Genomic DNA, 25,528 nt, shown 5'->3' with positions numbered 1-25,528 from the left:
GCACGGCCCGGTCCGCCCCCGGTTCATGTCCGCCTTCCTCGTGACCTTCCGGCGCCGAAGGGCAACAATGGCCAGAACACCCCGGACATCGAGCGCGAGCCGGCACCGGCTTGAGGCAGCGGCATGAAACGGTCCGCCGAATCTGCGTAGGGTGCAGACAAGCCGTCATCGGCGTCCGCCGGGCAGCGGGGTGCAGGGCGCGGGACGATGGGCGAAGGAGGGACGAGCAATGGGCGACCACAAGGAACAGCCCTTGCGCGTGGGCGCGGCCGTGCGGCGGCGACGCCGGGCGCTGGACCTCACCCTTGCCGCCGTGTCCGAGCGCAGCGGTCTGTCGGTTCCGTTCCTCAGCCAGATCGAGAACGAGCGGGCCCGGCCCAGCCGCAGCTCCCTGGAGAAGGTGGCCGACGCCCTGCGCACCACCGCCGTGGAACTGCTCGCCGCCGCCGACCCGGCGTGCAGCGTGGACGTCGTCCGCGCCGACGACACCGGGTCCTGGCTGGAACCCCGGGTGCGCTCCCTGGTGCGCGGCCACCACCAGATGCACGCCTCGGAGTTCACCGGCGACCACGAGGCCGGCCGCGAACTGCAGTTCCGCAACGACCAGTTGATGTACGTCGCGGACGGCGCCGTGGAGATCGAGGCGGAGGGCCGCGCCTACCGCCTGGGCCGCGGTGACACGCTGTACCTCACCGGCGGCGTACGGCACCGCTGGCGGGCGACTGTGCCGGAGACCCGGCTGGTGGTCGTCGCCGTCGCCGAGCACATCGAGGCGCTGCGGGACAAGCCGCGCCGATGAGCACCCCTCGCGTGGTGTCTCTCGTCCCCTCGCTCACCGAGGCCGTGGCGGTGTCGGCGCCCGGTGCCCTGATCGCGGCCACCGACTGGTGCACGCATCCGCCCGGCCTGGACGTGCCGCGCATCGGCGGCACCAAGAACCCGAGGACCGACCGGATCGTGGAGCTGGCCCCCGATCTGGTGATCGCCAACGAGGAGGAGAACCGCGCGCCCGACCTGGACGCCCTGCGCGCGGCCGGGCTCGAGGTGCTGGTCACCGAGGTGCGCACCCTGCCGCAGGCGTTCCGCGAGCTGGACCGGGTCCTCACCGCCTGCGGCGCCGCCACCCGCCCCCGGTGGCTGGACGAGGCCGAGGCGGCCTGGGCGGCCGTGCCGCCGCCCGAACGCCGCCGCACCGCGGTCGTCCCGATCTGGCGGCGCCCGTGGATGGTGCTGGGCCGCGACACCTTCGCCGGCGATCTGCTGGCCCGGCTCGGCGTCGGCCACCTCTACGCCGGGCACCCGGAGCGCTACCCCCGCGTGCCCCTCGACGAACTGCGCGCCGCCCGCCCGGATCTGGTGGTGCTCCCGGACGAGCCGTACCGCTTCACCGCCGACGACGGCCCCGAGGCTTTCCCCGGGCTGCCCTGCGCCCTCGTCGACGGACGGTGTCTCACCTGGTACGGGCCGTCGCTCGTCGAGGCCCCGGCGGTGCTGGGGCGGGCCCTGCGAGCAGCGCACCGCTGAGCACGCCCCGCACGGTGTGCCGGGCGGCGACCGCCCAGGCGGCGACCAGCACCACGTACAGCGCGAGAGCCAGTGCGCCGAAGCGGGCAGCCCGGTGTGCCGGGCCAGGGCCTCGGCAGGCGCGGCGGGAGCGCGGCGCCCGCGCTCGCCACGACGGCGGTGCCCATCACGCACGCGTACCAGTTGGGCCCGAGGTGGCGGACGGCCGGAACGCGCGGCGGCCGGGCGGCGGCACGGGGGAGCGGGGGCGGACGATGGGCGACGGTGACCATGCTCCCCACCGTCGTACGGCCGCCTGACCTGGGCCAGAGGGTGCTTTGCCATGACGACATAAGCTGACGTTATGAGCAACACGGACGATCATCCCGGCCACCGGTCCGGGTCCTCCGGTTCCCTCGCCCACCGGGTGCCGGATCTCGGGGCCCTGGAGCTGCTGCTGGCGGTGGCGCGGCTGGGCAGCCTGGGCGGAGCGGCGCGGGAGCTGGGCATCACCCAGCCCGCCGCCAGCAGCCGCATCCGCTCGATGGAACGGCAGCTCGGCGTGGCGCTGGTCGACCGCTCACCGCGCGGCTCCCGGCTGACGGACGCCGGGGCGCTGGTGACCGACTGGGCGCGGCGGATCGTGGAGGCGGCCGAGGCCTTCGACGCGGGCGCGCAGGCACTGCGGGACCGCCGGGACTCCCGGCTTCGGGTGGCGGCGAGCATGACCATCGCCGAGTATCTGCTGCCCGGCTGGCTGCTGGCGCTGCGCGCCGAACGCCCGGACACGGCGGTGTCGCTGCTCGCGGGCAACTCGGCCGCGGTGGCCGAGCGGCTGCTGTCCGGGGTAGCCGACCTGGGCTTCGTGGAGGGGCTGACCGTCCCGTCGGGCCTGGACTCGGTGGTGGTCGCGCACGACCGGCTGATCGTGGTGACGGCCCCGGCCCACCCCTGGGCCCGCCGCAGACGCCCGCTGGCCGGCGAGGAGCTGGCGGCCACACCGCTGATCCTGCGGGAGAAGGGCTCCGGCACCCGGCAGGTGCTGGACGCGGCACTGGGCGGACTGGCGCGGCCGCTGATCGAGGTGTCCTCCACCACCGCGGTCAAGGCGGCGGCGGTCGGCGGCGCGGGCCCCGCGGTCCTCAGCGAACTCGCCGTCGGCGAGGAACTGGCGATGCGCCGCCTCGTCCGCATCCCGGTCGACGGCATCGCCCTCACCCGCGACCTGCGAGCCGTCTGGCCCATGGGCCACCGCCCCACGGGCCCGGCCCGCGACCTGCTGTCGCTGACGAGGGGGTAGGCGCCGGCCGGCGCCTGGTTCGAGGCAGACCATCCGGCGGGGCGGCTGCGCCGTCCGTGCCGGTCTCCGCCGTCCGTGCCGGTCTCCGCCGTCCGTGCCGGTCTCCGCCGTCCGTGCCGGTCTCCGCCGTCCATGCCGGTCTCCAGCCGGGAGCGACGTGCCGGCGGCGCGGCCGGCGGTCGGCAGAGGTCGCGCGTGCGGATGAGCCGGAGGGCAGCCTCCAGTGGTGCGTCGAGCCGGTCCGGTGGTCGTGCGGGGCTGCGTCCCGCGAGGCGTGCGCGTGTTCTGTCGGCACCGGGGCGGCGGTGGGCGGTCGGCGCGGCGGTCCGCACCGACCGTGGTCCGGCCGCCGCCCGCCGGGGCGGTCGTCCGGCGGCGCAGGGGCGTGACGGACGGGCCGGAGGGCGACCGGGCCGAGCGGAGACCGGCCGGGTGCAGCGGATCAGGTGTTGGCTGCTGCGGTGACTGCGGAGGTCGCGCGCGCGGGTGAGTAAGAGGGCAGCCTCCAGTGGTGCGTCGAGCCGGTCCGGTGGTCGTGCGGGGCTGCGTCCCGCGAGGCGTGCGCGTGTTCTGCCGGCACCGGGGCGGCGGTGGGCGGTCGGCGCGGCGGTCCGCACCGACCGTGGTCCGGCCGCCGCCCGCCGGGGCGGTCGTCCGGCGGCGCAGGGGCGTGACGGACGGGCCGGAGGCGGGCCGGGGCGGACGGGCCGGAGGCGGGCCGGGGCGGACGGGCCGGAGGCGGGCCGGGGCGGACGGCTCGGAGGCGGGCGGGGCGGGCGGAGAGCGGCCGGGTGCTGCTGGTCAGATGTAGGCCGCTGCGGTGACCAGGGACTGGACGACTCTGAGGTCGTCGTCCATTTCGGGGTGCCACTGGACGCCCAGGGTCCAGGGCGCCTTGGGGAGTTCGATGGCTTCGGCCGTGCCGTCCTCCGCGTGGGCCGAGGGGATGAGGCCGGTGCCCAGGCGGTCCACCGACTGGTGGTGGTAGGTGGGGACCTCGGTCTCCTCGGGGACGATGGAGGCGTAGCGCGTGCCGGGCACCGGCTTGACCGGGTGGCGGCCGAAGACACCCGGGGTGCCGGCATGGCCGTCGATGTGCTGGACCAGCGTGCCGCCGAGGGCGACGTTCAGCAGCTGCATGCCCCGGCAGATGCCGAGCAGCGGCAGCTCGCGCTTGAGCGCCGCCCGGATCAGCGCCAGCTCCCAGGCGTCCCGCGCCCGCGCGGGCGGCCCGGTGCGCGGGTCCGGCTCGGCGCCGTAGTGGACCGGTTCGATGTCCGGGCCGCCTGCGATCACCAGGCCGTCCAGCCGGGACACGGCCGCCTCGGCCAGCTCCGGCGCGTCCGGCGGGAGCATCGCGGCCAGGCCGCCCGCCCGCTGTACCAGCCGTGGGTATCCGGCGGGCAGCAGCGCGGCGTCCAGCTGCCACACTCCCCAGCGCACGCCGGACTCCGCGTAGGTGCTGATGCCGATGAGCGGCCTGGACGTCATCTGCTTGATTCCTCCTGCTCTCGTCAGTCCCGTGACAACTCTGCCTCGGCCGCGGCCAGTGCCGCGAACTCTTCCTCCGGCGCCTTCGCGACCAGGTGCTTGCGGCTGTAGAGGCCGAAGTAGGCGAGGGCCACCAGGTACACGGCGAGCGCGATGAACGCCGCCGTCACATCCACCAGGAACGTCGCCACCAGCGCCGCGCAGGCCAGCACCAGCGCCACCGACGACGTCCACACACCGCCCGGCGTCCGGTACGGCCGCGGCAGCTCCGGCTCGCGGCGGCGCAGCACGATGTGGGAGAGGGACATCAGCGCGTAGGAGATGGTCGCGCCGAAGACCGCGATGTTCAGCATGCGCGCGCCGTTGCCGGTGCCCGCCGCCAGCGCGAAGCCGATCGCTCCGGGCACCAGCAGACCGAGGTAGGGCGCCTTGCGGCTGCTGGTCAGGGACAGGAACTTCGGCAGGTACCCGGCCCGGGAGAGCGCGAACAGCTGGCGCGAACCGGCGTAGATCAGCGAGAAGAAGGAGGCGACCAGGCCCGCCAGGCCCGCGTAGTTGACGATGCGGCTCAGCGCGGTCGGCTCGCCGTCCGGCTGGAGCGCCTCCACCAGCGGGTTGCCGGCGTCCTGGATGGCCGAGGAACCCCGTGCGCCCGCCGCCGTGAAGAAGGTCAGCAGGGCCAGCGCCACCAGGATGCCCATGGACCAGCGGATCGCCCGGGGCAGCGTACGGGCCGGCTCCTTGGTCTCCTCCGCTGCCAGCGGCACGCCCTCCACGCCCAGGAAGAACCACATGCCGAACGGGAACGCCGCCCAGATGCCGAGCAGCCCCATCGGCAGCCAGGAACTCGCACCGAACGCCGAGGAGTCGACCGGGATGTCGTCCAGCGAGGAGGCGTCGAACCCGGGCAGCGCGCCCAGGGCGAACACCAGCAGCGCGGCCACCGCGATACCGGTGACGACGAAGCTGAAGCGCAGCGCCTCACCGACGCCCCACAGGTGGATGCCGATGAAGACGATGAAACAGGCGAGATAGACCGGCCAGCCCGACTCCAGGCCGAAGAGGCCGAGCGACTCGACGTAGTCGCCGATGAAGATGGAGATCGCGGCGGGCGCCAGCACGTACTCGATGAGGATGGCCGTGCCGGTGAGGAAGCCGCCCCAGGGCCCGAGCGCCCGGCGGGCGAAGCCGTAGCCGCCGCCGGCGGTGGGCAGGATCGACGACAGCTCGGCCAGGGCGAAGACCATGCAGGTGTACATGGTGCCCATCAGCACCATGGCGATCGCCAGGCCGCCGAAGCCGCCCTCGGCGAGGCCGAAGTTCCAGCCGGAGTAGTCGCCGGAGACGACATAGGCGACGCCGAGCCCGGTCAGCAGCAGCCAGCCGGCGCTGCCGCGGCGCAGCTTCCGGCGCTCCAGGTAGTCGTCCGGTTCGGTGGCGGATCGTCGGGAGTCACGAGACGTGGACGGAACGGTCATGGGGCTACTCCCCAGGGGGCGGTGGAGATGACGGAGGCAAGCAATGGCATGGATCCAGACCTTTGTGGGCCCATACCTTCGTGGGCCCGGCGGCCGGAACGCAAGACCCTTGCGTGAAGCCGCTGTGAACTCTCACCGCCCCGGCGCATGCCGAGCCCGCTCGCCTCACGCCCGGCGCGCCGCTCTCCTCACGCCCGACGGGCCGCGCTTCTGGCCTCCGGTGAGTCCGCTCGCCCGCGCCCGCCGGTGTCACGCCAGGAAGCCACGCAGCAGCGCCGCCGTCCCCGCGCAGTGCTCGTGCATCATCTCCCGCGCCCCGTCCACGTCACCCTCCAGCACCGCCTCGACCAGCGCCGTGTGCTGCTGCTGGGAGTGCTCCAGGTTGCGCACCAGCAGCGGGATGCAGTCCAGCAGGTCGTTGACCCTGGCCCGCACCGCCGCGTACTGCGCGGTGAGCGTGGGGGAGCCGCTCAGCTCGGCCAGGGTGAGGTGGAAGAGCGTGTCCAGGCGCCGGTAGTCGGCCAGCGGGGCGTCCCGCGTGCCGGCCAGCGCCTCCCGAAGCCGTGCCGCCTGCTCGTCCGTCAGGCCGTGCGCCGCGCACAGTTCCGCGGCGCCCACCTCCAGCACCTCCCGGAACCGCAGCACGTCCTCGATGTCGACCTCGGCGGTCCGCCGCCGCAGCTCGTCACCGCCGGTGTCCGTGGGCCGGGGCAGCACGAAGGTGCCGCCGTAGCGCCCGCGCCGGGACTCCACAAGACCCTGGTCCTGGAGCACCTTCAGCACCTCGCGCAGCGTCACCCGGCTGATGCCCAGCCGGTCGGCCAGCTCCCGTTCGGCCGGCAGCCGCTCGCCCGCGGGCACCAGGCCCAGGCGCACCACCTGGAGGATCTGCTCCAGCGCCTCCTCGAAACCGTTGCCCGCCCGCACCGGCCGCAGCACCGGCGCCAGCCGGTCCCCGAGCCCCTCGACGACTTCCCCGGTCATCTGGCCGTGCCCCCTTCCCAACCAATGGTTCTCGGCAATACCTTATGGCTCCCGACCGGTCACGGACGACCGGGAATCAGCTCACAGCAGCCCGAGGAGGCCCTCCCGTGGCAGACCGCACACCACCACTCGGCGTCGAGGAGCTGCGCACCCTCGTCGCGAGCGGTGAGATCGACACTGTCGTCCTGGCCTTTCCCGACATGCAAGGGCGGCTGCAGGGCAAGCGCTTCGCCGCACCCTTCTTCCTGGACGAGGTCCTCCATCACGGCACCGAGGGCTGCAACTACCTGCTCGCCGTCGACGCCGAGATGAACACCGTCGACGGCTACGCCATGTCGTCCTGGGACAACGGCTACGGCGACTTCGCCATGCACCCGGACCTGGCCACCCTGCGCCGCGTGCCCTGGAACGAGGGCACCGCCCTGGTCATCGCCGACCTCGGCTGGGCCGACGGCTCCCCCGTGCACGCCGCACCCCGCCAGATCCTGCGCCGCCAGCTGGAGCGCCTCGCGGAACACGGCCTCACCGCCCAGGTCGGCACCGAGCTGGAGTTCATCGTCTTCAAGGACACCTACGAGCAGGCCTGGGACGCCGGCTACCGGAACCTCACCCCGGCCAACCAGTACAACGTCGACTACTCCGTCCTCGGCACCGGACGCATCGAGCCGCTGCTGCGCCGCATCCGCAACGAGATGGCCGGCGCCGGCCTCACCGTGGAGTCCGCCAAGGGCGAGTGCAACCCCGGCCAGCACGAGATCGCCTTCCGCTACGACGAGGCCCTGGTCACCTGCGACCAGCACGCCATCTACAAGACCGGCGCCAAGGAGATCGCCGCCCAGGAGGGCGTCTCCCTCACCTTCATGGCCAAGTACAACGAGCGGGAGGGCAACTCCTGCCACATCCACCTCTCGCTGGCCGACGCCGACGGCAACAACGCCATGTGCGACCCCGACGGCGGCATGTCCGCGCTGATGCGGCACTTCCTTGCCGGGCAGCTCGCCGCCCTGCGCGAGTTCTCCCTGCTCTACGCGCCCAACATCAACTCCTACAAGCGGTTCCAGCCGGGCTCCTTCGCCCCGACCGCCGTCGCCTGGGGCCACGACAACCGCACCTGCGCGCTGCGCGTCGTCGGCCACGGCCGCTCGCTGCGCTTCGAGAACCGCCTGCCCGGCGGTGACGTCAACCCGCACCTCGCCGTGGCCGGCATGGTCGCGGCCGGCCTCTACGGCATCGAGCAGCGGCTGGAGCTCCCCGAACCCTGCCCCGGCAACGCCTACACCGCCGACTTCGAGCACGTGCCCACCACGCTGCGCGAGGCCGCCGAGCTGTGGGAGACGTCCGCCATCGCCAAGGACGCCTTCGGCGACGAGGTCGTCGCCCACTACCGCAACATGGCGCGGGTCGAGCTGGACGCCTTCGACGCCGCGGTGACCGACTGGGAGCTGCGCCGCTCCTTCGAACGCATGTGAGGCCCTTCTTGTCCCACGAGCACGAGCTGCAGGTACTCAACCCCGCCACCGAGGAGGTCGTCGCCACCGTCCCGGCCGCCGGCCCGGCCGACGTGGACGCCGCCGTCGCCCGCGCCACGGCGGCGCAGACCGCCTGGGCCGCCCTCGCGCCCGGCGACCGCGCCCGGACGCTGCGCCGCTTCGCCGCCGCCGTCGACGCCCATGTCGAGGAACTGGCCCAGCTGGAGGTCCGCGAGGCCGGGCACACCGTCGGCAACGCCCGCTGGGAGGCGGGCAACGTCCGCGACCTGCTGGACTACGCGGCCGGGGGAGTGGAGCGGCTGACCGGACGTCAGATCCCGGTGCCCGGCGGCCTGGACGTCACCATCCTCGAACCGCTCGGCGTGGTCGGCGTGATCGCCCCCTGGAACTTCCCCATGCCCATCGCGGCCTGGGGCACCGCCCCCGCGCTCGCCGCCGGCAACGCGGTCATCCTCAAACCGGCGGAGACCACCCCGCTCACCGCGCTGCGGCTGGCCGAACTGGCCCTGGAGGCCGGGCTGCCCGAGGGACTGTTCCAGGTGCTGCCCGGACACGGCCCGGTCGCCGGCAACGCGCTCGTCGAGCATCCCGGCGTCGCGAAGATCGTCTTCACGGGGTCCACCGCGGTCGGCAAACAGGTGCTGGCCAAGGGCTCGGAGCGGCTCAAGCGGGTCACCCTCGAACTCGGCGGCAAGAGCCCCAACATCGTCTTCGCCGACGCCGACCTCGAGGCCGCCGCGGCGGCTGCCCCCATGTCCTTCCTCGACAACGCCGGCCAGGACTGCTGCGCCCGCACGCGCATCCTGGTCCAGCGCTCCGTCCACGACCGGTTCCTCGAGCTGCTCGCCCCCGCGATCGAGGCGGTGCTGGTCGGCGACCCGGCCGACGAGAAGACCCAGATGGGCCCGCTGATCTCCCGGACCCAGCTCGACCGCGTCCGCTCCTACGTCCCCGACGACATGGAGGGGATCCGCGGCAAGGCCCCCGAGGGCCCCGGCTTCTGGTTCCCGCCCACCGTCCTCACCGGCGCCGGCCCGCGCGACCGCGTCGCCGTCGAGGAGGTCTTCGGCCCCGTCGCCGTCGTCCTTCCCTTCGACGACGAGGCCGAGGCCGTGAAGCTCGCCAACGCCACCGACTACGGCCTGTCCGGCTCCATCTGGACCCGGGACGTCGGCCGCGCCCTCAGGGTGTCCCAGGCGGTCCGGGCCGGAAACCTGTCCGTCAACTCCCACTCCAGCGTCCGCTACTGGACACCCTTCGGCGGATTCAAGCAGTCCGGCATCGGCCGCGAGCTGGGCCCGGACGCCCTGACCGCCTTCACCGAGACCAAGAACGTCTTCATCAGCACGGAAGGCCCCGCACAGTGACCGAAGAGATCATCTGCCGCCGGCTCGTCGGCCGCACCGCCGTCGTCACCGGAGCCGGCAGCGGCATCGGCCTCGCCGCCGCCCGCCGGCTCGCCTCCGAGGGCGCCAACGTCGTCTGCGGCGACGTGGACGAGGCCCGCGGCAAGGCCGCCGCCGAGGAGACCGGCGGGATCTTCGCCGGCGTCGACGTCACCGACCCCGAGCAGGTCGAGGCGCTGTTCAAGACCGCGTACGACACCTACGGCAGCGTCGACATCGCCTTCAACAACGCCGGCATCTCGCCCCCCGACGACGACTCCATCCTGGAGACCGGGCTTGAGGCCTGGAAGCGCGTCCAGGAGGTCAACCTCACCTCCGTCTACCTGTGCTGCAAGGCCGTGATCCCCTACATGCGGCGCCAGGGCAAGGGCTCCATCATCAACACCGCGTCCTTCGTGGCCCGGATGGGAGCGGCCACCAGCCAGATCTCCTACACCGCGTCCAAGGGCGGCGTCCTCGCCCTGTCCCGCGAGCTCGGCGTCCAGTTCGCCCGCGACGGTATCCGCGTCAACGCGCTGTGCCCCGGCCCGGTCAACACCCCGCTGCTGCAGGAACTCTTCGCCAAGGACCCCGAGCGCGCCGCGCGCCGCCTTGTGCACATCCCGCTGGGCCGGTTCGCCGAGGCCGAGGAGATCGCCGCCGCCGTCGCCTTCCTGGCCAGCGACGACTCCTCCTTCGTCAACGCCACCGACTTCCTCGTCGACGGCGGAATCTCGGGGGCCTATGTCACACCGCTGTAGACCGCGTCCTACAGTGCCGGAATGAGCATGACGCCCCCGCCCGGCTGGTACCCCGATCCCAAGGCACCCCACCTGGAGCGCTGGTGGGACGGCACGGCCTGGACCGAGCACCGCCGCACCCCCGAGGCCGCCCCCGGGGCACCGGGGGCACCCGGGGTACCCGTGGCGCCGGTGCCCCCCGCCCAGGGCGGTCCCGTCGGTCCCGGCGGTCCCGTCGGTCCCGTCGGTTCCGGCGGTCCCGGCGGCACCGGCCGCTCCAAGGTGATCGCCCTGACGACCGCGGGGGCGGTGCTGGTGGCCGCCATCGTCACCGGAGCGGTGTTCCTCGGCCGGGACGACGGCGAACCCCGGGCCCGCACCGAGGCCTCGTCCGGTGCCGACCCGGTACCGGGCGGTGGCTCGGCCTCCCCGAGCGAGACGCCGTCGCCGTCCGCGTCCTCGTCCGAGCCCTCGGCCGACGACCCGGCCGTCGTCGAGGACCCCCTGAACGGCATCACCTTCCCCCTCCTCGACGGCTGGATCCGCCCGAAGCACGTCGCCGACGACGACGTGGTGATGACCACCGACGGCACCTACGACTGCCCCGGCGAGGGCATCGTCTGCCGTCACGGCACGGTGATCTCCCGCACCATCACCGGGACCGACGAGACCTCGCCCGAGGTGCTCGCCAAGGAGGACATCTCCGACGCGGCCCAGGACGCCTTCGACGAGGACGAGCTCGGCCAGCGCCCCTACGGCGGCCTGAAGTCCCACACCGTCGTCAAGTCCGGCCCGGTCGCGGTGGCCGGCCGCGCCGGCTACCTGGTGCGCTGGCGGGTCACCACCGGCAAGGGCCCCGGCGGCTATGTGCAGTCCATGGTCTTCCCGTCCAGCGTCGGCACCGAGTCGCCCGTCGTGGTGCGGTACGTCTTCGACGCCGGCGAGGACGGCCCGCCGCCGGCCGACATGGACCGCATCACCAAGGGCATCCGCTCCATCGACGACGCCGGCTCGGGCGGCGGAGTGGGCAGCAGCATCGGCCCCGAGGACTGACCGGCGCAGCCGGAGGGCCGGGCGGGGCTACAGGAAGGTGCGGCCCTCGCCGCGATACGTCGGCACCGTGTCCGTCACCGCCTCGCCCTCCACCAGGTGCAGCGCGTCGAACCGCTCGCACAGCTCGCCCGCCTTGGCATGCCGGAACCACACCTTGTCGCCGATCAGCAGATCGTCGGCGGGTGAACCCAGCAGCGGCGTCTGCACCTCACCGGCCGCCTCCTGCGGGTCGTAGCGCAGCCCCTCGGGCAGATACGGCATCGGCAGCCGGTCGGCACCCGGCGCGCCGGAGGCCGGATACCCGCCGCCGAGCACCGTCACCACGCCGACGCCGGGCCGGCGGACCACGGGCAGCGCGAACAGGGCCGCCGGGCGGCCGGTGAACGAGGTGTAGTGGTCGAACAGCCTCGGCACATACAGCCCCGAACCTGCGGCGACCTCCGTGACCGCCTCCTCGGCGGCGGTGTGCTGCACACTGCCCGTGCCGCCGCCGTTGACGAACTCCAGATCCGGCACCACGGCACGCACCGCACGCACCGCAGCCGCCCGCCGTTCGGCCAGCTCCCGCCGGGCCGCCGCCTGCATCAGCCGGATCGCCCGGGAGCGCAGCGGCCGCCCGGCCACCGCGTCGCCGACCCCGGCGACATGACCCTCGTACGCCATGATCCCCACGACCCGGAACCCCGGTCGCCGGTCCACCGCCCGTGCCACATCGGCGAGTTGCGCGGGGGAGTGCAGCGGGGAGCGCCGGGCGCCCACCCGCACTCGCCCGCCGAGCAGCTTCAGCGAGGTGTCCAACTCCAGGCACACCCGCACCTCTTCGCCTCCGCCGGAACGCGAGGCGTCGATGAGGTCCAGTTGCGCCGGATCGTCGATCATCACCGTGACGGCCGAGGCGAGCTTGGGATCGGCGGTGAGCTCGGTGTACCCGGCGCGGTCGGCGGAGGGGTAGGCCAGCAGCACGTCGTCGAACCCGGAGCGGGCCAGCCACAGCGACTCGGCGAGCGTGAACGACATGATCCCCGCGAACCCGTCCCGGGCGAGGACCCGTTCGAGCAGCGCACGACAGCGCACGGACTTGCTCGCCACCCGGATCGGCTTTCCGCCGGCCCTGCGGACCAGATCGTCCGCGTTCGCGTCGAAGGCGGCCAGATCCACGATCGCCAGCGGGGCGTCGAGATGGGCGGTGGCCCGGTCGTAACGGGCCCGGTCAAAGGCGCGCGCAGTCATGGACGCAGCCTGCCAGACCGGATTACCGCAGGGTAGGGGGACGTTCCGGGCAGATGCCGCCGCCATGCGGACCGGTTCCCGTTCGGGTGGCACCACGCCGTAGAGTGACGCGCACGCAGGGCGGCCCGCCACCGGCAGCGTGAACGCGCCGGGATGACGGACCGCCGGTGCGGGTATCTGTGCGACGAGGAGACGGGGGGTGCATGAGCACGGAAGCCCAGCGCACTCCCTACCCCCCGCGCCCGGCGACCCCGCCGCCTCCGCCGCATCCCCCGGCCGCGGCCCCCACCGACGCGCCCGGCACCGGCCCTCGCCGCCGGCCCGCGGGCCCCACGCCCGACGGCCACGGCCCTACGCCCCCGGCGTCGGCCCCCTTCGGCCTCGCCGACCGCACGCCACCCGGCACCGGCCGCCCGCCGGCCCCTCGCCGTCCGGCGGCGGGCGAGACCGGCGAGGCCACGAACGCGTCCGGTGCGGCGCCCTGGTCCCGTACGGCGGCGGGCGAGTTCCGTGCTGCTGGGACCGGCGGTCGTGCCGCGCCGGGAGAGCAGCGTCCGACGGCGAGTGAGGGCCGGGCGGGCACGGCCGGATTCCGCGCGGCGAACGAGCCTCGTGCCACGGGCGACCAGCGTTCGGCGGCAGGCGACGCCCGGGCCACCGATGCGGCGGCGCATGCGCCTCGCAGTGCGGTGGACGAGTTCCGGACGACCGCGAACGACCGCCGCGGAACAGGAGATCAGCGCCCCGCGATGAACGCCCCCCGTTCGACGGTCGATGACGGTCGCCCCGTGGCCGGCAACCGCCGCCCGGCCGCGGGTGAGACCCGCGCGGCGGTCCACGACGCTCGTGCGGCGGTGGACGCTCCCGGCCCGGCGGGGCGTGACCCCCGTGCGTCGGTGAACGACTTCCGCGCAGCCGGCGACGGTCGGACCGCGACGGGAAACCAGGGCGCGGCGACGGGCGACGCCCGCGGCCCGATGAACGATGGCCGCCGGGCGGCTGATGCCCCCCGTTCCGCGGCGCATGATCTCCGCACGTCGGCGAATGATGGTCGCGCGGTGGTGAATACGTCCCGCCAGGCGGCCGATGACGGTCGCGGCGCGGCGGGAGATCAGCGCGCGGCGGTGAACGAGGCCCGTTCGGCGGGCGCCTCCGGGACGGCGGCGCGGGATGCGCGCTCGGCCGGCCACGGTGTCCGCACCGCGGCGGATGACGCTCGCCCCCAGCGCGGCGGAGAGGCCGTGTCGAAGGACGCCGGACCGCACGGAGCCGGTGCCCGTGCCTCCGCCGACACGGCGGATTCCGCACGGGCTCCCCGCTACCCGAGCTTCGGTGCCGGGCTGCCGGCCGGCAGGGAACCCATGGCGCCGCCTCCACCGCAGGCGTCCGCCCGGTTCCCCGACTCCCCGCCGACCGTCGGCCGGGGCCTCCGGTCCACGGCCGTACCACGGCAGCCGCACCACCGCCCCGGCACCGGCGACGCGGACACCCTCGACAGGACCTCGCCCGCGCCGGATCCCGGGCCGCCCTCCGCGCCGCCGCGGCCGGCGGCGTCCGCGTACCCGCTGCCCGACCCCGCCCTGTCCTGGAGCGCCACCTCCCCCGCGCATGCGGGCATGACGGGCGAGGTGCCCGTACGGCAGGCGTCGCAGACGACACAGACGACACAGACGACACAGACGACGCAGACGGCGTCGATGTGGCCGCGCAGGGCCACGGCCCGGGGGCAGGCCGTTGCCGCCGCGGTGTGTCTGGTGCTCGGGATCGGGCTCATCGGGGGAGCGGTGACCGGAAGCTATCTGTCCGGGGACTCCGAGGAGGCGGGCCGGCGCACGGGATTCGCCGCCGGGCGGGACCTGTGGCACAGCGTGCCGGTGGACCAGCTGTTCCCGCCGGTCGTCAAGGGGACCGGTGCGGGACCCGGCGAGGCCGACCGGATCTGGACGCGGATAGCCGTGGCCCCGGACAGCGGCTGCAAGGACGCCTTCGACCCGCTGCTGCGCAAGGTCCTCGCGCCCGTCGGCTGCGAACGCCTGCTGCGCGCCACCTACACCGACGCCACCCAGAGCCATGTCACCACCGTGGGCCTGCTGTTCACCAAGGCCGACCCCGCCGGGATGACCGTCCTGGCCCGCCGTTTCGAACGCGAGCGCCTGGACCGGCGTACCGATCTGATGCCCCTGCCGTACGCCGCCAAGGGCACCGCCGCCGAGGACTTCGGGAAGCAGCAGCGGGCCGCCTGGGCGATCTCCGTGCTGACCGACGCACCCGTCGTGGTCTACGCCGTCTCCGGGTGGGCCGACGGGCGCGCCGTCGACGACCCGCAGCCCGCCGCGGACGCCCTGGAGTCCGGCGCCACCACGGCCCCGGCCCAGTCCGGCCTCGGCCACGAGGCACAGGGGCTCGCGGACCGCGCCGAACGCGGACTGCGCAAGGCCGTCGGCAACGACGACGACACGGCGAACCGGGAGCATGCCTCATGAACCCGACCCCTGCGCCTACTTCCCGCGTGGGCCGCGCCCGCCGTGCCGCGCGCGCCGGACTCGGCATCGCGCTGGCCGCCACGCTCGCCCTGCTGCCCGCCACCGCCGCGCACGCGGACGGCATCCGCGCCCGGCAGTGGGCCCTGGACGCCCTGCACACCGACGAGGTGTGGCGGACCACCAAGGGAGAGGGCGTCACCGTCGCCGTCCTGGACACCGGGGTCGACTCCGACCACCCGGACCTCGCCGGGAACGTGCTCACCGGCAAGGACCTGATCGGCTTCGGCGCCGGGCCGGGCGACCGCGCCTGGGCGCGGCACGGCACCGCCATGGCCGGGATCATCGCCGGTCACGGACACGGGCCGGGCAACGCCGACGGCGTCATGGGCGTCGCCCCCGAGGCGAAGATCCTCCCCGTCCGCGTGATCCTCGAGGACCGCGACCCCTCCCGGAGCAAGGCCCGCAGCACCCGCGGCAGCGCCCTCGCCGAGGGCATCCGCTGGGCCGCCGACCACGGCGCCGACGTCATCAACCTCTCCCTGGGCGACGACTCCGCCTCCGCCCACCCCGAGGCCGGCGAGGACGAGGCGATCCAGTACGCCCTGCGCAAGGGCGTCTCCGTGGTCGCCTCCGCCGGGAACGGCGGCGAGAAGGGCGACCACGTCTCCTACCCGGCGGCCTACCCGGGCGTCATCGCCGCCACCGCCGTGGACCGCTACGGCACCCGCGCCTCCTTCTCCACCCGCCGCTGGTACACCACGGTCAGCGCCCCCGGCGTCGACGTGATCATCGCCGACCCCGACCGCAAGTACTACGAGGGCTGGGGCACCAGCGCGGCGGCCGCGTTCGTCTCCGGCGCCGTCGCCCTCATCAGGTCGGCCCACCCCGACCTCACCCCCGCCCAGGTCAAACGCCTCCTGGAGGACACCGCCCGCAACGCCCCCGCCGGCGGCCGGGACGACAGCCGCGGCTTCGGCTTCATCGACCCCGCCGCGGCGATCAAGGCGGCGGGACGCATGAAGCCGGAGGGCCTGCGCTCGGCCGCCTACGGGGAGAAGTACTTCGGGCCCGGCCCCGACGAGGCCCGGGCCGGCGACGACGCCGCCGACTGGGCCGCCCCGCTCGCGGGCGGCGCCGGCGGGGTGCTGCTGGTCGCCGCGGTCGTCCTGTGGCGGGGCCGCCGCAGCGCGAGCCGCGAGGACCCGCCGGGCGGCATCTAGCTCCGTCGCGCCGTCACCGGGCGCTCCCGCCGCGAGGGTGCCCGCAGGCTGCCGATAGGGTCGGTGACCGTGGCGATGAAGAACATTCCCGACCCCGGTTTCCGCGACGACGACGGCTCCGCCGACCCCCGGCTGAGCGCCGCGCTCGCGGCCTGGGCCGAGGACCGCGACGCCGTCGGACCCGTCCTGGAGGCGCTCAAGGGCGCCCGGCTGCTCGTCCCGGTCGTGGCGGTGCTCGGCGAGGTGGAGGAGGACGAGAACGGGCTGCGCCGCGAGAAGACCAGCGACATGGCCGTCCCCACCCTGAAGGCCGGCAACCGCACCGCGCTGCCCGCCTTCACCTCCACCGACTCGCTGGCCCGCTGGGACCCCCAGGCCCGCCCGGTCGCCGTACCGCTGCACCAGGCCCTGCAGGCCGCCGCGCAGGAGAAGGCGGACACCGTGGTCCTGGATCTGGCCGGCCCCGTGCCGTTCGAGCTGACCGGGCCCGCGCTGCTCGCACTCGCCGAGGGACGCACCAGCACCGACCCGCTTCAGGACCCCGCGGTCACCGAGGCCCTCCGCGCGGTGGTCGCCGCCGAACCCGCCGTCCGGCGCGCGCACCTCGGGCCCGGCCGGGCCGACGGCACCCTCGCCCTGGTCCTGGACCCCGCCGTGCCCGCCGCCGAGGCCGCCCGGGCCGTGGCCGAGCGGCTGGCCGCCGACGAGACGCTCAGGGCCCGCCTGGTGCGCGGTCTCGACCTGGCGGTCCTGCCGGCCGGGACCGTCCCACCGGGCGAGCCCCTGTACGTGAAGAAATAGAAGAAGGAAGAGAAGAAGGAAGAGAAGAGGGAGCGGGCGCGGCTGCGGTGCTCAGCCGCCGTAGACCGGGCCGGTGTACTTCTCGCCCGGGCCCTGGCCCGGCTCGTCCGGCACCAGGGAGGCCTCGCGGAAGGCCAGCTGCAGCGACTTCAGGCCGTCCCGCAGCGGGGCCGCGTGGAAGGAGCTGATCTCGGTCGTGCTGCCGTCCAGCAGCCCGGCCAGGGCGTGGATCAGCTTGCGTGCCTCGTCCAGGTCCTTGAACTTGTCCCCCTCCTCGGTCAGGCCGAGCTTCACGGCGGCCGCGCTCATCAGGTTCACGGCCACGGTCACGATCACCTCGACCGCCGGTACCTCCGCGATGTCGCGGGCCATGGCGTCGAAGTCGGGGTTGCCTGGGGTCTCGGCGCTGTCCGAGGGGGAGGTCTCACTCATGGCCCACACGATAGGCGGTGAGGTCCGGTGCCCTCCGGTTAGCCCTTGTCAATCGATCCTGGTAATCTGGACAACGACCGGTCGGACACGCTGTGCCCGGCCCACAAGTGGAGGCTCTTGAACTCCCACCTGGTCACCCTCGCGGGTGGCGGGTCACCGGTCAGGCGGCGCAGTCCCCGAGAGTGCACCGCCCGAAAGCGCGCCCCGCGACCGAACGCGGCGGTGTTCCGGTAGTTCGAGGAGCCCCGCCTGTGATCGTCCGGGGCATTTTTTCTGCGCCGGCGCGGTTAGGTCTAACGAACACACACGTTACGCGGCTGTCCGCCAGACCGTCGCGTGGTGCTACCGAGGAGGATCCATCAGCGCCGAGCCCCGCATCAACGACCGGATTCGCGTTCCCGAGGTGCGACTTGTCGGTCCCAGTGGCGAGCAGGTGGGCATCGTCCCCCTGGCCAAGGCACTGGAGCTTGCGCAGGAGTACGACCTGGACCTGGTCGAGGTCGCGGCGAACGCCCGTCCGCCCGTGTGCAAGCTCATGGACTACGGGAAGTTCAAGTACGAGTCGGCCATGAAGGCCCGTGAGGCGCGCAAGAACCAGGCGCACACGGTCATCAAGGAGATGAAGCTCCGGCCGAAGATCGACCCGCACGACTACGAAACCAAGAAGGGTCACGTAGTCCGGTTCCTCAAGCAGGGCGACAAGGTCAAGATCACGATCATGTTCCGTGGTCGTGAGCAGTCCCGGCCCGAGCTGGGCTACCGGCTGCTGCAGCGTCTCGCGGAGGACGTGGCCGACCTCGGGTTCGTGGAGTCGAACCCGAAGCAGGACGGCCGCAACATGATCATGGTCCTCGGTCCGCACAAGAAGAAGACCGAGGCGATGGCCGAGGCCCGCCAGGCTCAGGAGGCCCGCAAGGCTTCCGCGAAGGCCAACCCCGGCCGCTCGCAGAACCCTGCGGACGCCGAGGCGTGATCCCGGGGACCGCCAGGTCCCAGGAAGCAACCGAAACCAGTACGACGCTCCACAGTGCCCGGTTCTCGCAACCGGGCACAGGAGCGCCACCGACGAGGAGAGAACGGCGCTATGCCGAAGAACAAGTCGCACAGCGGTGCCAGCAAGCGCTTCAAGATCACCGGCTCCGGCAAGGTGCTCCGCGAGCGTGCCGGCAAGCGCCACCTGCTCGAGCACAAGTCGTCCCGTGTGACGCGTCGCCTCACCGGCAACGCCGAGATGGCCCCGGGCGACGCCGCGAAGATCAAGAAGCTTCTCGGCAAGTGACGCCCGGCGCCTTCACTGAGCGCCGTACGTCGGACCGGGACCCAATCGATTTCCGGGCCGTGTGAGGACCACCGCGGCCCCGCTACAAGGAGTTAACAAGTGGCACGCGTCAAGCGGGCAGTCAACGCCCACAAGAAGCGCCGGGCGATCCTCGAGCAGGCTTCCGGCTACCGCGGTCAGCGTTCGCGCCTGTACCGCAAGGCCAAGGAGCAGGTCACCCACTCGCTGGTCTACAACTACAACGACCGCAAGAAGCGCAAGGGTGACTTCCGCCAGCTGTGGATCCAGCGCATCAACGCCGCTGCCCGCGCCAACGGCATCACCTACAACCGCTTCATCCAGGGTCTGAAGGCCGCGAACATCGAGGTCGACCGCAAGATGCTGGCGGAGCTGGCCGTCAACGACGCGACGGCGTTCGCCGCGCTCGTCGAGGTCGCCCAGAAGGCGCTGCCGGCGGACGTCAACGCGCCCAAGGCTGCGTGACGCCGGCGCCGGCCTTTGAGCCGACGTGAGTGAAGGACCCGCAGGTTTACAGGCCTGCGGGTCCTGTCGTGTGCGGGTTTGTCCGGTCGTCGTTCGGCTGCGGACGCGTCGTGGCTGGTCGCGCAGTTCCCCGCGCCCCTGGGCAGGCGCACCGACCGCCCGCCGGTGGGCGCACCGAGATTCTCTGAAGGTGAAAAAGAAGATGGCCCCTGCTGGTCCCGAGCTGATCTCCCCCCGTTCCTCGCGTGTGGTGGCCGCGCGGCGGCTGGCCAAGCGGAACTTCCGGGGGAAGGAGCGGCTGTTCCTGGCCGAGGGGCCGCAGGCCGTGCGGGAGGCGGTCCGGCACCCGGACACCCTCACCGAGCTGTTCGCCACGCCCGAGGCCGCGAAGCGGTACGCGGAGATCACCGGAGCGGCCCGGGACGCCGGCGTCCGCATCCACCTGGCCTCCGAGCAGGTCATCGCCGACATCTCCACCACCGTCACTCCGCAGGGCCTGGTCGGGATCTGCCGGTTCCTGGACACGCCGTTCGAGGAGATCCTCGCCGCCCGGCCCAAGCTGGTCGCCGTCCTCGCCCACGTACGCGACCCCGGCAACGCCGGCACCGTGCTGCGCTGCGCGGACGCCGCCGGGGCCGAGGCCGTGGTGCTCACCGATGCCTCCGTCGACGTGTACAACCCCAAGGCCGTGCGCGCCTCCGTCGGTTCGCTGTTCCATCTGCCCGTCGCCGTCGGCGTGCCCGTGGAGCGGGCCGTGGCCGGGCTGAGGGACGCCGGGGTGCGGGTGCTCGCCGCCGACGGCGCGGGCGACCGCGACCTGGACGAGGAGCTCGACAAGGGCACCATGGGCGGGCCCACCGCCTGGGTGTTCGGCAACGAGGCCTGGGGACTGCCCGAGGAGACCCGCGCCCTCACCGACGCCGTCGTGCGGGTCCCCATCCACGGAAAGGCCGAGAGCCTGAACCTCGCCACCGCCGCCGCCGTATGTCTCTACGCGTCGGCACGTGCACAGCGCGCCGTCGGAGGGTGCCGCTCCGTCACCGGAGCCTAGTAGTGTGACCAGCTCGGGAGCCCCCTGAGAAGTCCGAGAGGCGGGGTACGTGGATGAGCGTCGGCACGAGCAGGGCAACGGGAGCACACGGTGCGGCACGCCCGCCCTCGTCCCGGCCCGGTGACCTCGCCGGCCTCGGCATCGACCCCGACGAACTGCCCGACGGGCTGGTCGTCGCCGACGAGCACGGGCGGGTGATCTGCTTCAACGCGGCCGCCGCGCGGATCACCGCCGTACCCGCCGAGGAGGCCCTCGGGCAGCGGCTCGACAAGGCGCTGCCGCTGGAGGACCTCGAGGGCCGGCGCTGGTGGCAGCTGACCGACCCCTACGGCGGGCTGTCCATCCGGGTCCGGCAGCCCGAGCGGAACCTGCTGCTGCCCGGCGGCCGGGAGGTCCTCGTCGCCGCCCGCTACGTACGCACCCGGCCCGCAGGACCGGTGCACCGCGTCGTCGTCACCCTGCGGGACACCGAGGCCCGGCGCCGCACCGAGCGCAGCCACGCCGAACTGATCGCCACCGTCGCCCACGAACTGCGCTCCCCGCTCACGTCTGTCAAGGGCTTCACCGCCACCCTGCTCGCCAAGTGGGAGCGGTTCACCGACGACCAGAAGCGGCTGATGCTGGAGACCGTCGACGCCGACGCCGACCGGGTCACCCGGCTCATCGCCGAACTGCTGGACATCTCCCGCATCGACTCCGGCCGGCTGGAGGTGCGCCGCCAGCCCGTCGACATGGGCGCCGCCGTCTCCCGGCACATCCAGGCGCACGTCGCCGCAGGCCAGGCCGCCGACCGGTTCCTGCTGCGGGTCCAGCAGCCGCTGCCCGACCTGTGGGCCGACCCCGACAAGATCGACCAGGTGCTCAGCAACCTGCTGGAAAATGCCGTGCGGCACGGCGAGGGAACGGTCACGATCGACGTCACGGCCACGGCGTCACCCCGCGAGGGCGAGGACGCCGGCACGTCGGTCACCGTGAGCGACGAGGGGCCCGGCATTCCGGAGGAGTCCATGAACCGTGTCTTCACCCGCTTCTGGCGGGGCAGCAAGCGCGGCGGGACGGGCCTCGGGCTGTACATCGTCAAGGGCATCGTCGAGGCCCACGGCGGCACCATCACGGTCGGCCGCGCCCCGGGCGGCGGCGCCCAGTTCCGATTTACCTTGCCCGTGGGGGCACCGGCCATCGACTTCGACCTGCCGCGCACCGTCCGCTAGGACGCAGGGTCCGCCAGGACGCAGGCGAGCAGGTGGGCCGGAGCAGCCCGCGGGCGCATTCGCATATCTCCACCCCGTTAGACTCGGCCTTTGGCACCTATGTGTCCCGAAAGCCGTGACAAGCCGTCCATGCGTCGGTGACGGGGACCTTCAGCCAGCCAATCGGAAGCACGGGAAGAGATGTCGGCACCGAACAAGTCGTACGACCCTGTCGAGGTCGAGGCACTGAAACCAGAAGAGATCGAGCGCATGCGGGACGAGGCGCTCGCCGCTTTCGCTGCCGCGGACTCCCTCGACGCACTCCATGAGGCCAAGGTCGCCCACACCGGCCCCGCCTCCCCGCTGGCCCTCGCCAACCGCGAGATCGGCGCCCTGCCCCCGCACGCCAGGGCGGAGGCCGGCAAGCGCGTCGGCCAGGCCCGCGGCGCCGTGAACAAGGCGCTCGCCGCCCGCCAGGCCGAGCTCGAGGCCGAGCGGGACGCGCGCGTGCTGGTCGAGGAGGCCGTGGACGTCACGCTGCCCTACGACCGGGTGGCGCCCGGCGCGCGGCACCCGCTGACCACGCTGTCCGAGCGCATCGAGGACATCTTCGTGGCCATGGGCTACGAGGTCGCCGAGGGCCCGCAGGTCGAGGCCGAGTGGTTCAACTTCGACGCGCTCAACATCGGCCCGGACCACCCGGCGCGCGGCGAGCACGACACCTTCTTCGTGCAGGGCCCCCAGGGCGGCACCGAGTCCGGCGTCGTGCTGCGCACCCACACCTCGCCCGTGCAGATCCGCTCCCTGCTCGACCGCGAACTGCCGGTCTATGTGATCTGCCCCGGCCGGGTGTACCGCACCGACGAGCTGGACGCCACGCACACCCCCGTCTTCCACCAGGTGGAGCTGCTCGCCGTCGACGAGGGCCTGACCATGTCGGACCTCAAGGGCACCCTGGACCACATGGTGCAGTCGCTGTTCGGCGAGGGCATGAAGACGCGGCTGCGGCCCAACTTCTTCCCCTTCACCGAGCCGAGCGCCGAGATGGACATGCTCTGCTACGTGTGCAAGGGCGAGTCCGTCGGCAACCCCGACCGGCCCTGCCGCACCTGCTCCTCCGAGGGATGGATCGAGCTGGGCGGCTGCGGCATGGTCAACCCGCGGGTGCTGACCGCCTGCGGAGTCGACCCGGAGAAGTACAGCGGCTTCGCCTTCGGGTTCGGTATCGAGCGGATGCTGATGTTCCGCCACAACGTCGAGGACATGCGAGACATGGTCGAGGGTGACGTCCGGTTCACCCGGCCGTTCGGGATGGAGATCTGATGCGGGTCCCGCTTTCCTGGCTGCGGGAGTACGTCGACCTGCCGGCGACGGAGACCGGCCGTGACGTACAGGCCAAACTGATTTCGGCCGGCCTCGAGGTGGAGACCGTCGAGCACCTCGGCGCCGACCTCAAGGGCCCCCTCGTGGTGGGGCAGGTGACGACCATCGAGGAGCTGGAGGGCTTCAAGAAGCCCATCCGCTTCTGCACCGTGGACGTCGGGCAGGCCAACGGCACCGGCGAGCCCCAGGAGATCATCTGCGGCGCGCGCAACTTCCAGGAGGGCGACAAGGTCGTCGTGGCCCTCCCCGGCGCGGTGCTGCCCGGCGACTTCCAGATCTCCGAGCGCAAGACGTACGGCCGGATGTCCCGTGGCATGATCTGCTCCAGCGACGAGCTGGGCATGGGCGACGACGGCAGCAAGGGCATCATCGTCCTGCCGCCGGAGACCGAGGTCGGCAAGGACGCCATCGAGCTGCTCGAACTGGTCGACGAGGTGCTCGACATCGCCGTCACCCCCGACCGCGGCTACTGCCTGTCGATGCGCGGCGTCGCCCGCGAGACGGCCATCGCCTACGGGCTGCCGCTGCGCGACCCGGCCCTGCTGGACGTGCCCGCGCCCAACGCCTACGGCTACCCGGTGAAGGTCTCCGACCCCGCCGGCTGCGACCGCTTCACCGCGCGCACCGTCACCGGGCTCAGCCCCGAGGCGCGCTCACCGATCTGGCTGCAGCGCCGGCTGCAGAAGGTCGGCATGCGCCCGATCTCGCTGGCCGTCGACGTCACCAACTACGTGATGATGGAGCTCGGCCAGCCGCTGCACGCCTACGACCGCTCCCTGATCCAGGGCGCCATCGGCGTGCGCCGGGCGGAGCCGGGCGAGAAGCTCACCACCCTCGACGGCGTCGAGCGCACGCTCGACCCCGAGGACCTGGTGATCACCGACGAGCGCGGCCCGATCGGCCTGGCCGGCGTGATGGGCGGCGCGGACACCGAGATCGCCGACCACGACGACGCCGAGAACGCCACCACCGACGTGGTGATCGAGGCGGCGCACTTCGACCCGGTGTCCATCGCGCGCACGGCCCGCCGGCACAAGCTGTCCTCCGAGGCCTCCCGGCGCTTCGAGCGCGGCGTCGACCCGATGGCCGCCTCGGCCGCCGCGCAGCGCACCGTGGACCTGCTGGTGCTGCTCGCCGGCGGCACCGCCGAGGCCGGTGTCACCGAGGTGATCGCGCCGTCCGCGCCCACCACCATCACCATCCCGGCCGACCACCCCGACAAGGTCGCGGGCGTCGCCTACGGCCGGGAGACCGTGGTGCGCCGCCTCCAGGAGGTCGGCTGCGACGTCTACGGGCAGGACGAGCTGATCGTCACCGTGCCGTCCTGGCGGCCCGACCTGACCGACCCGAACGACCTCGCCGAGGAGGTCATCCGCCTCGAGGGCTACGAGAACCTGCCCTCCACGCTGCCCAGGCCGCCCGCCGGGCGGGGCCTGACCCGCAGGCAGCGGCTCCACCGGCGAATCGGCCGGGCCCTGGCCGGTGCGGGTTACGTCGAGGCGCCCAACTACCCGTTCATCAGCGAGCAGATCTTCGACCAGCTCGGACTCGATGCCGACGACCCGGCCCGCCGGGTGGTGAAGCTGACCAACCCGCTCAGCGACGAGGAGCCCGCGCTGCGCACCTCGCTGCTGCCGGGCCTGCTCGGCGCGCTGCGCCGCAACGACGGACGCGGCAGCCACGACCTGGCCCTGTTCGAGACGGGCCTGGTGTTCCACCCGCGCGACGAGCAGCGGATCGCCGTCCGCCTGCCCGTCGACCGGCGGCCCACCGACGAGGAGATCGCCGAGCTGAACGCGGCGCTCCCGGACCAGCCGCGGCATGTCGCCGTGGTCCTCGCGGGCGCCCGCGAGCAGGCCGGCTGGTGGGGCAAGGGCCGTCCCGCCGAGTGGGCCGACGCCGTCGAGGCGGCGCGGACCGTGGCGCGCGAGGCCGGTGCGGAACTCACCGTCCGCAAGGGCCAGTACGGGCCGTGGCACCCCGGCCGGTGCGCCGAGCTGGTGGTCACCGTCGACGGGACCGAGCGGGTCGTCGGACACGCGGGTGAGCTGCACCCGCGGGTGCTGAAGACGCTGGGGCTGCCCGCGCGCACCTGTGCGATGGAGCTGGACCTCGACGTCCTCGAGCGGGTCGGCGACGACACCCCGCAGGCGCCGAGCATCTCCACGTTCCCGGTCGCGACGCAGGACGTCGCCCTGGTCGTGGACGCGTACGTGCCGGCGGCGGACGTCGAGGCGGCGCTGCGCGAGGGTGCGGGTGAACTGCTGGAGTCCATCCGGCTGTTCGACGTCTACGAGAACGCGGAGCAGCTCGGCGAGGGCCGCAAGTCCCTTGCGTACGCGCTGCGTTTCCGGGCGGCGGACCGGACGCTGACGGTCGACGAGGCGTCGGCGGCGCGGGACGCGGCGGTGGCCCTCGCGGGCGAGCGCACGGGTGCTGTGCTGCGCAGCTGAACTGTCCAGCCGACGTGAGCTGAGAAGCGCCCAAGGGGCGGGGAACTGCGGCGACATGGCGACTGCGGGTGTGCAGTGGTCGCTCGCGCAGTTCCCCGC

General features: G+C 73.4%; 22 protein-coding genes and 1 pseudogene. 17 read left to right on the top strand and 6 right to left on the bottom strand.

The features are described from left to right. The first annotated feature begins 229 nt into the window (after nt 1-229). Entirely contained in the window at nt 230-799 is a 570-nt protein-coding gene (locus tag ABD207_RS03345) for a helix-turn-helix domain-containing protein (RefSeq protein WP_343997806.1), read from the top strand. After that, nucleotides 796-1,524 carry a helical backbone metal receptor gene (locus tag ABD207_RS03340; RefSeq protein ID WP_344009901.1) on the top strand — a complete coding sequence of 243 codons (729 nt, stop codon included), beginning with the start codon at nt 796-798 and terminating at the stop codon, nt 1,522-1,524. Before ABD207_RS03345 ends, ABD207_RS03340 begins: the two co-directional genes overlap by 4 nt. 121 nt (nt 1,525-1,645) lie before the next feature. Here ABD207_RS03340 and ABD207_RS32080 read toward each other — a convergent pair. After that, nucleotides 1,646-1,796 (bottom strand): annotated as a pseudogene (locus ABD207_RS32080) (C4-dicarboxylate ABC transporter); the annotation flags it as partial. Nucleotides 1,797-1,867: 71 nt separating this feature from the next. Between ABD207_RS32080 and ABD207_RS03335 the strand changes: the two are divergent. Beyond that, nucleotides 1,868-2,803: a LysR family transcriptional regulator gene (locus tag ABD207_RS03335; protein ID WP_344009899.1), complete on the top strand. Its 936-nt coding sequence runs from the start codon at nt 1,868-1,870 to the stop codon at nt 2,801-2,803. An 801-nt stretch (nt 2,804-3,604) separates the two neighbouring features. Here the strand turns inward: ABD207_RS03335 and ABD207_RS03330 are convergent. From ABD207_RS03330 to ABD207_RS03320, 3 genes are all read right to left on the bottom strand, one after another. Further along, nucleotides 3,605-4,294, bottom strand: a complete 690-nt coding sequence (locus tag ABD207_RS03330; RefSeq protein WP_344009897.1) for a gamma-glutamyl-gamma-aminobutyrate hydrolase family protein — start codon at nt 4,292-4,294, stop codon at nt 3,605-3,607. 23 nt (nt 4,295-4,317) lie between these two features. Next, on the bottom strand, nt 4,318-5,772 hold the full coding sequence (gene eat, locus ABD207_RS03325) for an ethanolamine permease (RefSeq protein ID WP_344009895.1): 1,455 nt from the start codon (nt 5,770-5,772) through the stop codon (nt 4,318-4,320). 249 nt (nt 5,773-6,021) lie between these two features. Beyond that, entirely contained in the window at nt 6,022-6,756 is a 735-nt protein-coding gene (locus ABD207_RS03320) for a FadR/GntR family transcriptional regulator (protein WP_344009893.1), read from the bottom strand. A gap of 107 nt (nt 6,757-6,863) precedes the next feature. Between ABD207_RS03320 and ABD207_RS03315 the strand changes: the two genes are divergently transcribed. The 4 genes from ABD207_RS03315 to ABD207_RS03300 are packed head-to-tail and all read left to right on the top strand — an operon-like array spanning nt 6,864 to nt 11,424. Continuing rightward, nucleotides 6,864-8,225, top strand: coding sequence for a glutamine synthetase family protein (locus tag ABD207_RS03315; RefSeq protein ID WP_344009891.1), 1,362 nt, complete (start codon nt 6,864-6,866; stop codon nt 8,223-8,225). An 8-nt stretch (nt 8,226-8,233) separates the two neighbouring features. Next, a complete protein-coding gene (locus ABD207_RS03310; RefSeq protein ID WP_344009889.1) occupies nt 8,234-9,613 on the top strand; it encodes an aldehyde dehydrogenase family protein in 1,380 nt (459 codons plus the stop codon). Then, the gene (locus ABD207_RS03305; RefSeq protein WP_343997798.1) at nt 9,610-10,392 is read left to right on the top strand and encodes a 3-oxoacyl-ACP reductase; all 783 of its coding nucleotides are present in this window, start codon (nt 9,610-9,612) and stop codon (nt 10,390-10,392) included. Before ABD207_RS03310 ends, ABD207_RS03305 begins: the two co-directional genes overlap by 4 nt. Before the next feature lie 27 nt (nt 10,393-10,419). After that, entirely contained in the window at nt 10,420-11,424 is a 1,005-nt protein-coding gene (locus tag ABD207_RS03300; protein ID WP_344010062.1) for a DUF2510 domain-containing protein, read from the top strand. A gap of 27 nt (nt 11,425-11,451) precedes the next feature. Here ABD207_RS03300 and ABD207_RS03295 read toward each other — a convergent pair whose 3' ends face one another. Continuing rightward, nucleotides 11,452-12,654, bottom strand: a complete 1,203-nt coding sequence (locus ABD207_RS03295) for an amino acid deaminase/aldolase (protein WP_344009888.1) — start codon at nt 12,652-12,654, stop codon at nt 11,452-11,454. 1,241 nt (nt 12,655-13,895) lie between these two features. Here ABD207_RS03295 and ABD207_RS03290 point away from each other — a divergent pair. From ABD207_RS03290 to ABD207_RS03280, 3 genes are all read left to right on the top strand, one after another. Further along, nucleotides 13,896-15,137: a hypothetical protein gene (locus ABD207_RS03290; protein ID WP_344009887.1), complete on the top strand. Its 1,242-nt coding sequence runs from the start codon at nt 13,896-13,898 to the stop codon at nt 15,135-15,137. Further along, nucleotides 15,134-16,357 (top strand): type VII secretion-associated serine protease mycosin, encoded by a 1,224-nt coding sequence (gene mycP / locus ABD207_RS03285; RefSeq protein ID WP_344009886.1) that lies wholly within the window; start codon nt 15,134-15,136, stop codon nt 16,355-16,357. Before ABD207_RS03290 ends, mycP begins: the two co-directional genes overlap by 4 nt. 69 nt (nt 16,358-16,426) lie before the next feature. Beyond that, entirely contained in the window at nt 16,427-17,158 is a 732-nt protein-coding gene (locus ABD207_RS03280; protein WP_344009884.1) for an SseB family protein, read from the top strand. Nucleotides 17,159-17,209: 51 nt separating this feature from the next. On the opposite strand, the gene ABD207_RS03275 is transcribed toward ABD207_RS03280, so the two are convergent. After that, nucleotides 17,210-17,590 carry a DUF1844 domain-containing protein gene (locus tag ABD207_RS03275; RefSeq protein ID WP_167990523.1) on the bottom strand — a complete coding sequence of 127 codons (381 nt, stop codon included), beginning with the start codon at nt 17,588-17,590 and terminating at the stop codon, nt 17,210-17,212. A 358-nt stretch (nt 17,591-17,948) separates the two neighbouring features. Between ABD207_RS03275 and infC the strand changes: the two genes are divergently transcribed. The 7 genes from infC to pheT all read left to right on the top strand — a co-directional run bounded on the left by infC (nt 17,949) and on the right by pheT (nt 25,429). After that, on the top strand, nt 17,949-18,563 hold the full coding sequence (gene infC / locus ABD207_RS03270) for a translation initiation factor IF-3 (RefSeq protein WP_167990828.1): 615 nt from the start codon (nt 17,949-17,951) through the stop codon (nt 18,561-18,563). A 111-nt stretch (nt 18,564-18,674) separates the two neighbouring features. Continuing rightward, complete coding sequence (rpmI, locus tag ABD207_RS03265) at nt 18,675-18,869, top strand: 50S ribosomal protein L35 (protein ID WP_003977225.1); 195 nt, start codon at nt 18,675-18,677, stop codon at nt 18,867-18,869. Nucleotides 18,870-18,968: 99 nt separating this feature from the next. Then, the gene (gene rplT, locus ABD207_RS03260) at nt 18,969-19,352 is read left to right on the top strand and encodes a 50S ribosomal protein L20 (RefSeq protein ID WP_167990525.1); all 384 of its coding nucleotides are present in this window, start codon (nt 18,969-18,971) and stop codon (nt 19,350-19,352) included. A gap of 202 nt (nt 19,353-19,554) precedes the next feature. After that, the gene (locus ABD207_RS03255; protein WP_344009882.1) at nt 19,555-20,403 is read left to right on the top strand and encodes a TrmH family RNA methyltransferase; all 849 of its coding nucleotides are present in this window, start codon (nt 19,555-19,557) and stop codon (nt 20,401-20,403) included. Between the two features lie 53 nt (nt 20,404-20,456). Continuing rightward, a complete protein-coding gene (locus ABD207_RS03250) occupies nt 20,457-21,614 on the top strand; it encodes a sensor histidine kinase (protein ID WP_344009881.1) in 1,158 nt (385 codons plus the stop codon). A 180-nt stretch (nt 21,615-21,794) separates the two neighbouring features. Further along, nucleotides 21,795-22,916, top strand: coding sequence for a phenylalanine--tRNA ligase subunit alpha (gene pheS / locus ABD207_RS03245; RefSeq protein WP_344009880.1), 1,122 nt, complete (start codon nt 21,795-21,797; stop codon nt 22,914-22,916). Then, nucleotides 22,916-25,429 (top strand): phenylalanine--tRNA ligase subunit beta, encoded by a 2,514-nt coding sequence (pheT, locus tag ABD207_RS03240; RefSeq protein WP_344009879.1) that lies wholly within the window; start codon nt 22,916-22,918, stop codon nt 25,427-25,429. Before pheS ends, pheT begins: the two co-directional genes overlap by 1 nt. Nucleotides 25,430-25,528: the final 99 nt, after the last annotated feature.

This window comes from Streptomyces thermospinosisporus, assembly GCF_039526425.1.
Lineage (GTDB): Bacteria > Actinomycetota > Actinomycetes > Streptomycetales > Streptomycetaceae > Streptomyces > Streptomyces thermocarboxydovorans.
This window is presented reverse-complemented; position numbering and strand designations above follow the sequence as displayed.

Bases quoted from the DNA above. Each gene is read 5' to 3' on its own strand.
- ABD207_RS03345 (WP_343997806.1), top strand. From the start codon at position 230: ATGGGCGACCACAAGGAACAGCCCTTGCGCGTGGGCGCGGCCGTGCGG.
- ABD207_RS03340 (WP_344009901.1), top strand. From the start codon at position 796: ATGAGCACCCCTCGCGTGGTGTCTCTCGTCCCCTCGCTCACCGAGGCC.
- ABD207_RS03335 (WP_344009899.1), top strand. From the start codon at position 1,868: ATGAGCAACACGGACGATCATCCCGGCCACCGGTCCGGGTCCTCCGGT.
- ABD207_RS03330 (WP_344009897.1), bottom strand. From the start codon at position 4,294: ATGACGTCCAGGCCGCTCATCGGCATCAGCACCTACGCGGAGTCCGGC.
- eat (WP_344009895.1), bottom strand. From the start codon at position 5,772: ATGACCGTTCCGTCCACGTCTCGTGACTCCCGACGATCCGCCACCGAA.
- ABD207_RS03320 (WP_344009893.1), bottom strand. From the start codon at position 6,756: ATGACCGGGGAAGTCGTCGAGGGGCTCGGGGACCGGCTGGCGCCGGTG.
- ABD207_RS03300 (WP_344010062.1), top strand. From the start codon at position 10,420: ATGACGCCCCCGCCCGGCTGGTACCCCGATCCCAAGGCACCCCACCTG.
- ABD207_RS03295 (WP_344009888.1), bottom strand. From the start codon at position 12,654: ATGACTGCGCGCGCCTTTGACCGGGCCCGTTACGACCGGGCCACCGCC.
- mycP (WP_344009886.1), top strand. From the start codon at position 15,134: ATGAACCCGACCCCTGCGCCTACTTCCCGCGTGGGCCGCGCCCGCCGT.
- ABD207_RS03275 (WP_167990523.1), bottom strand. From the start codon at position 17,590: ATGAGTGAGACCTCCCCCTCGGACAGCGCCGAGACCCCAGGCAACCCC.
- rpmI (WP_003977225.1), top strand. From the start codon at position 18,675: ATGCCGAAGAACAAGTCGCACAGCGGTGCCAGCAAGCGCTTCAAGATC.
- ABD207_RS03255 (WP_344009882.1), top strand. From the start codon at position 19,555: ATGGCCCCTGCTGGTCCCGAGCTGATCTCCCCCCGTTCCTCGCGTGTG.
- ABD207_RS03250 (WP_344009881.1), top strand. From the start codon at position 20,457: ATGAGCGTCGGCACGAGCAGGGCAACGGGAGCACACGGTGCGGCACGC.
- pheS (WP_344009880.1), top strand. From the start codon at position 21,795: ATGTCGGCACCGAACAAGTCGTACGACCCTGTCGAGGTCGAGGCACTG.
- pheT (WP_344009879.1), top strand. From the start codon at position 22,916: ATGCGGGTCCCGCTTTCCTGGCTGCGGGAGTACGTCGACCTGCCGGCG.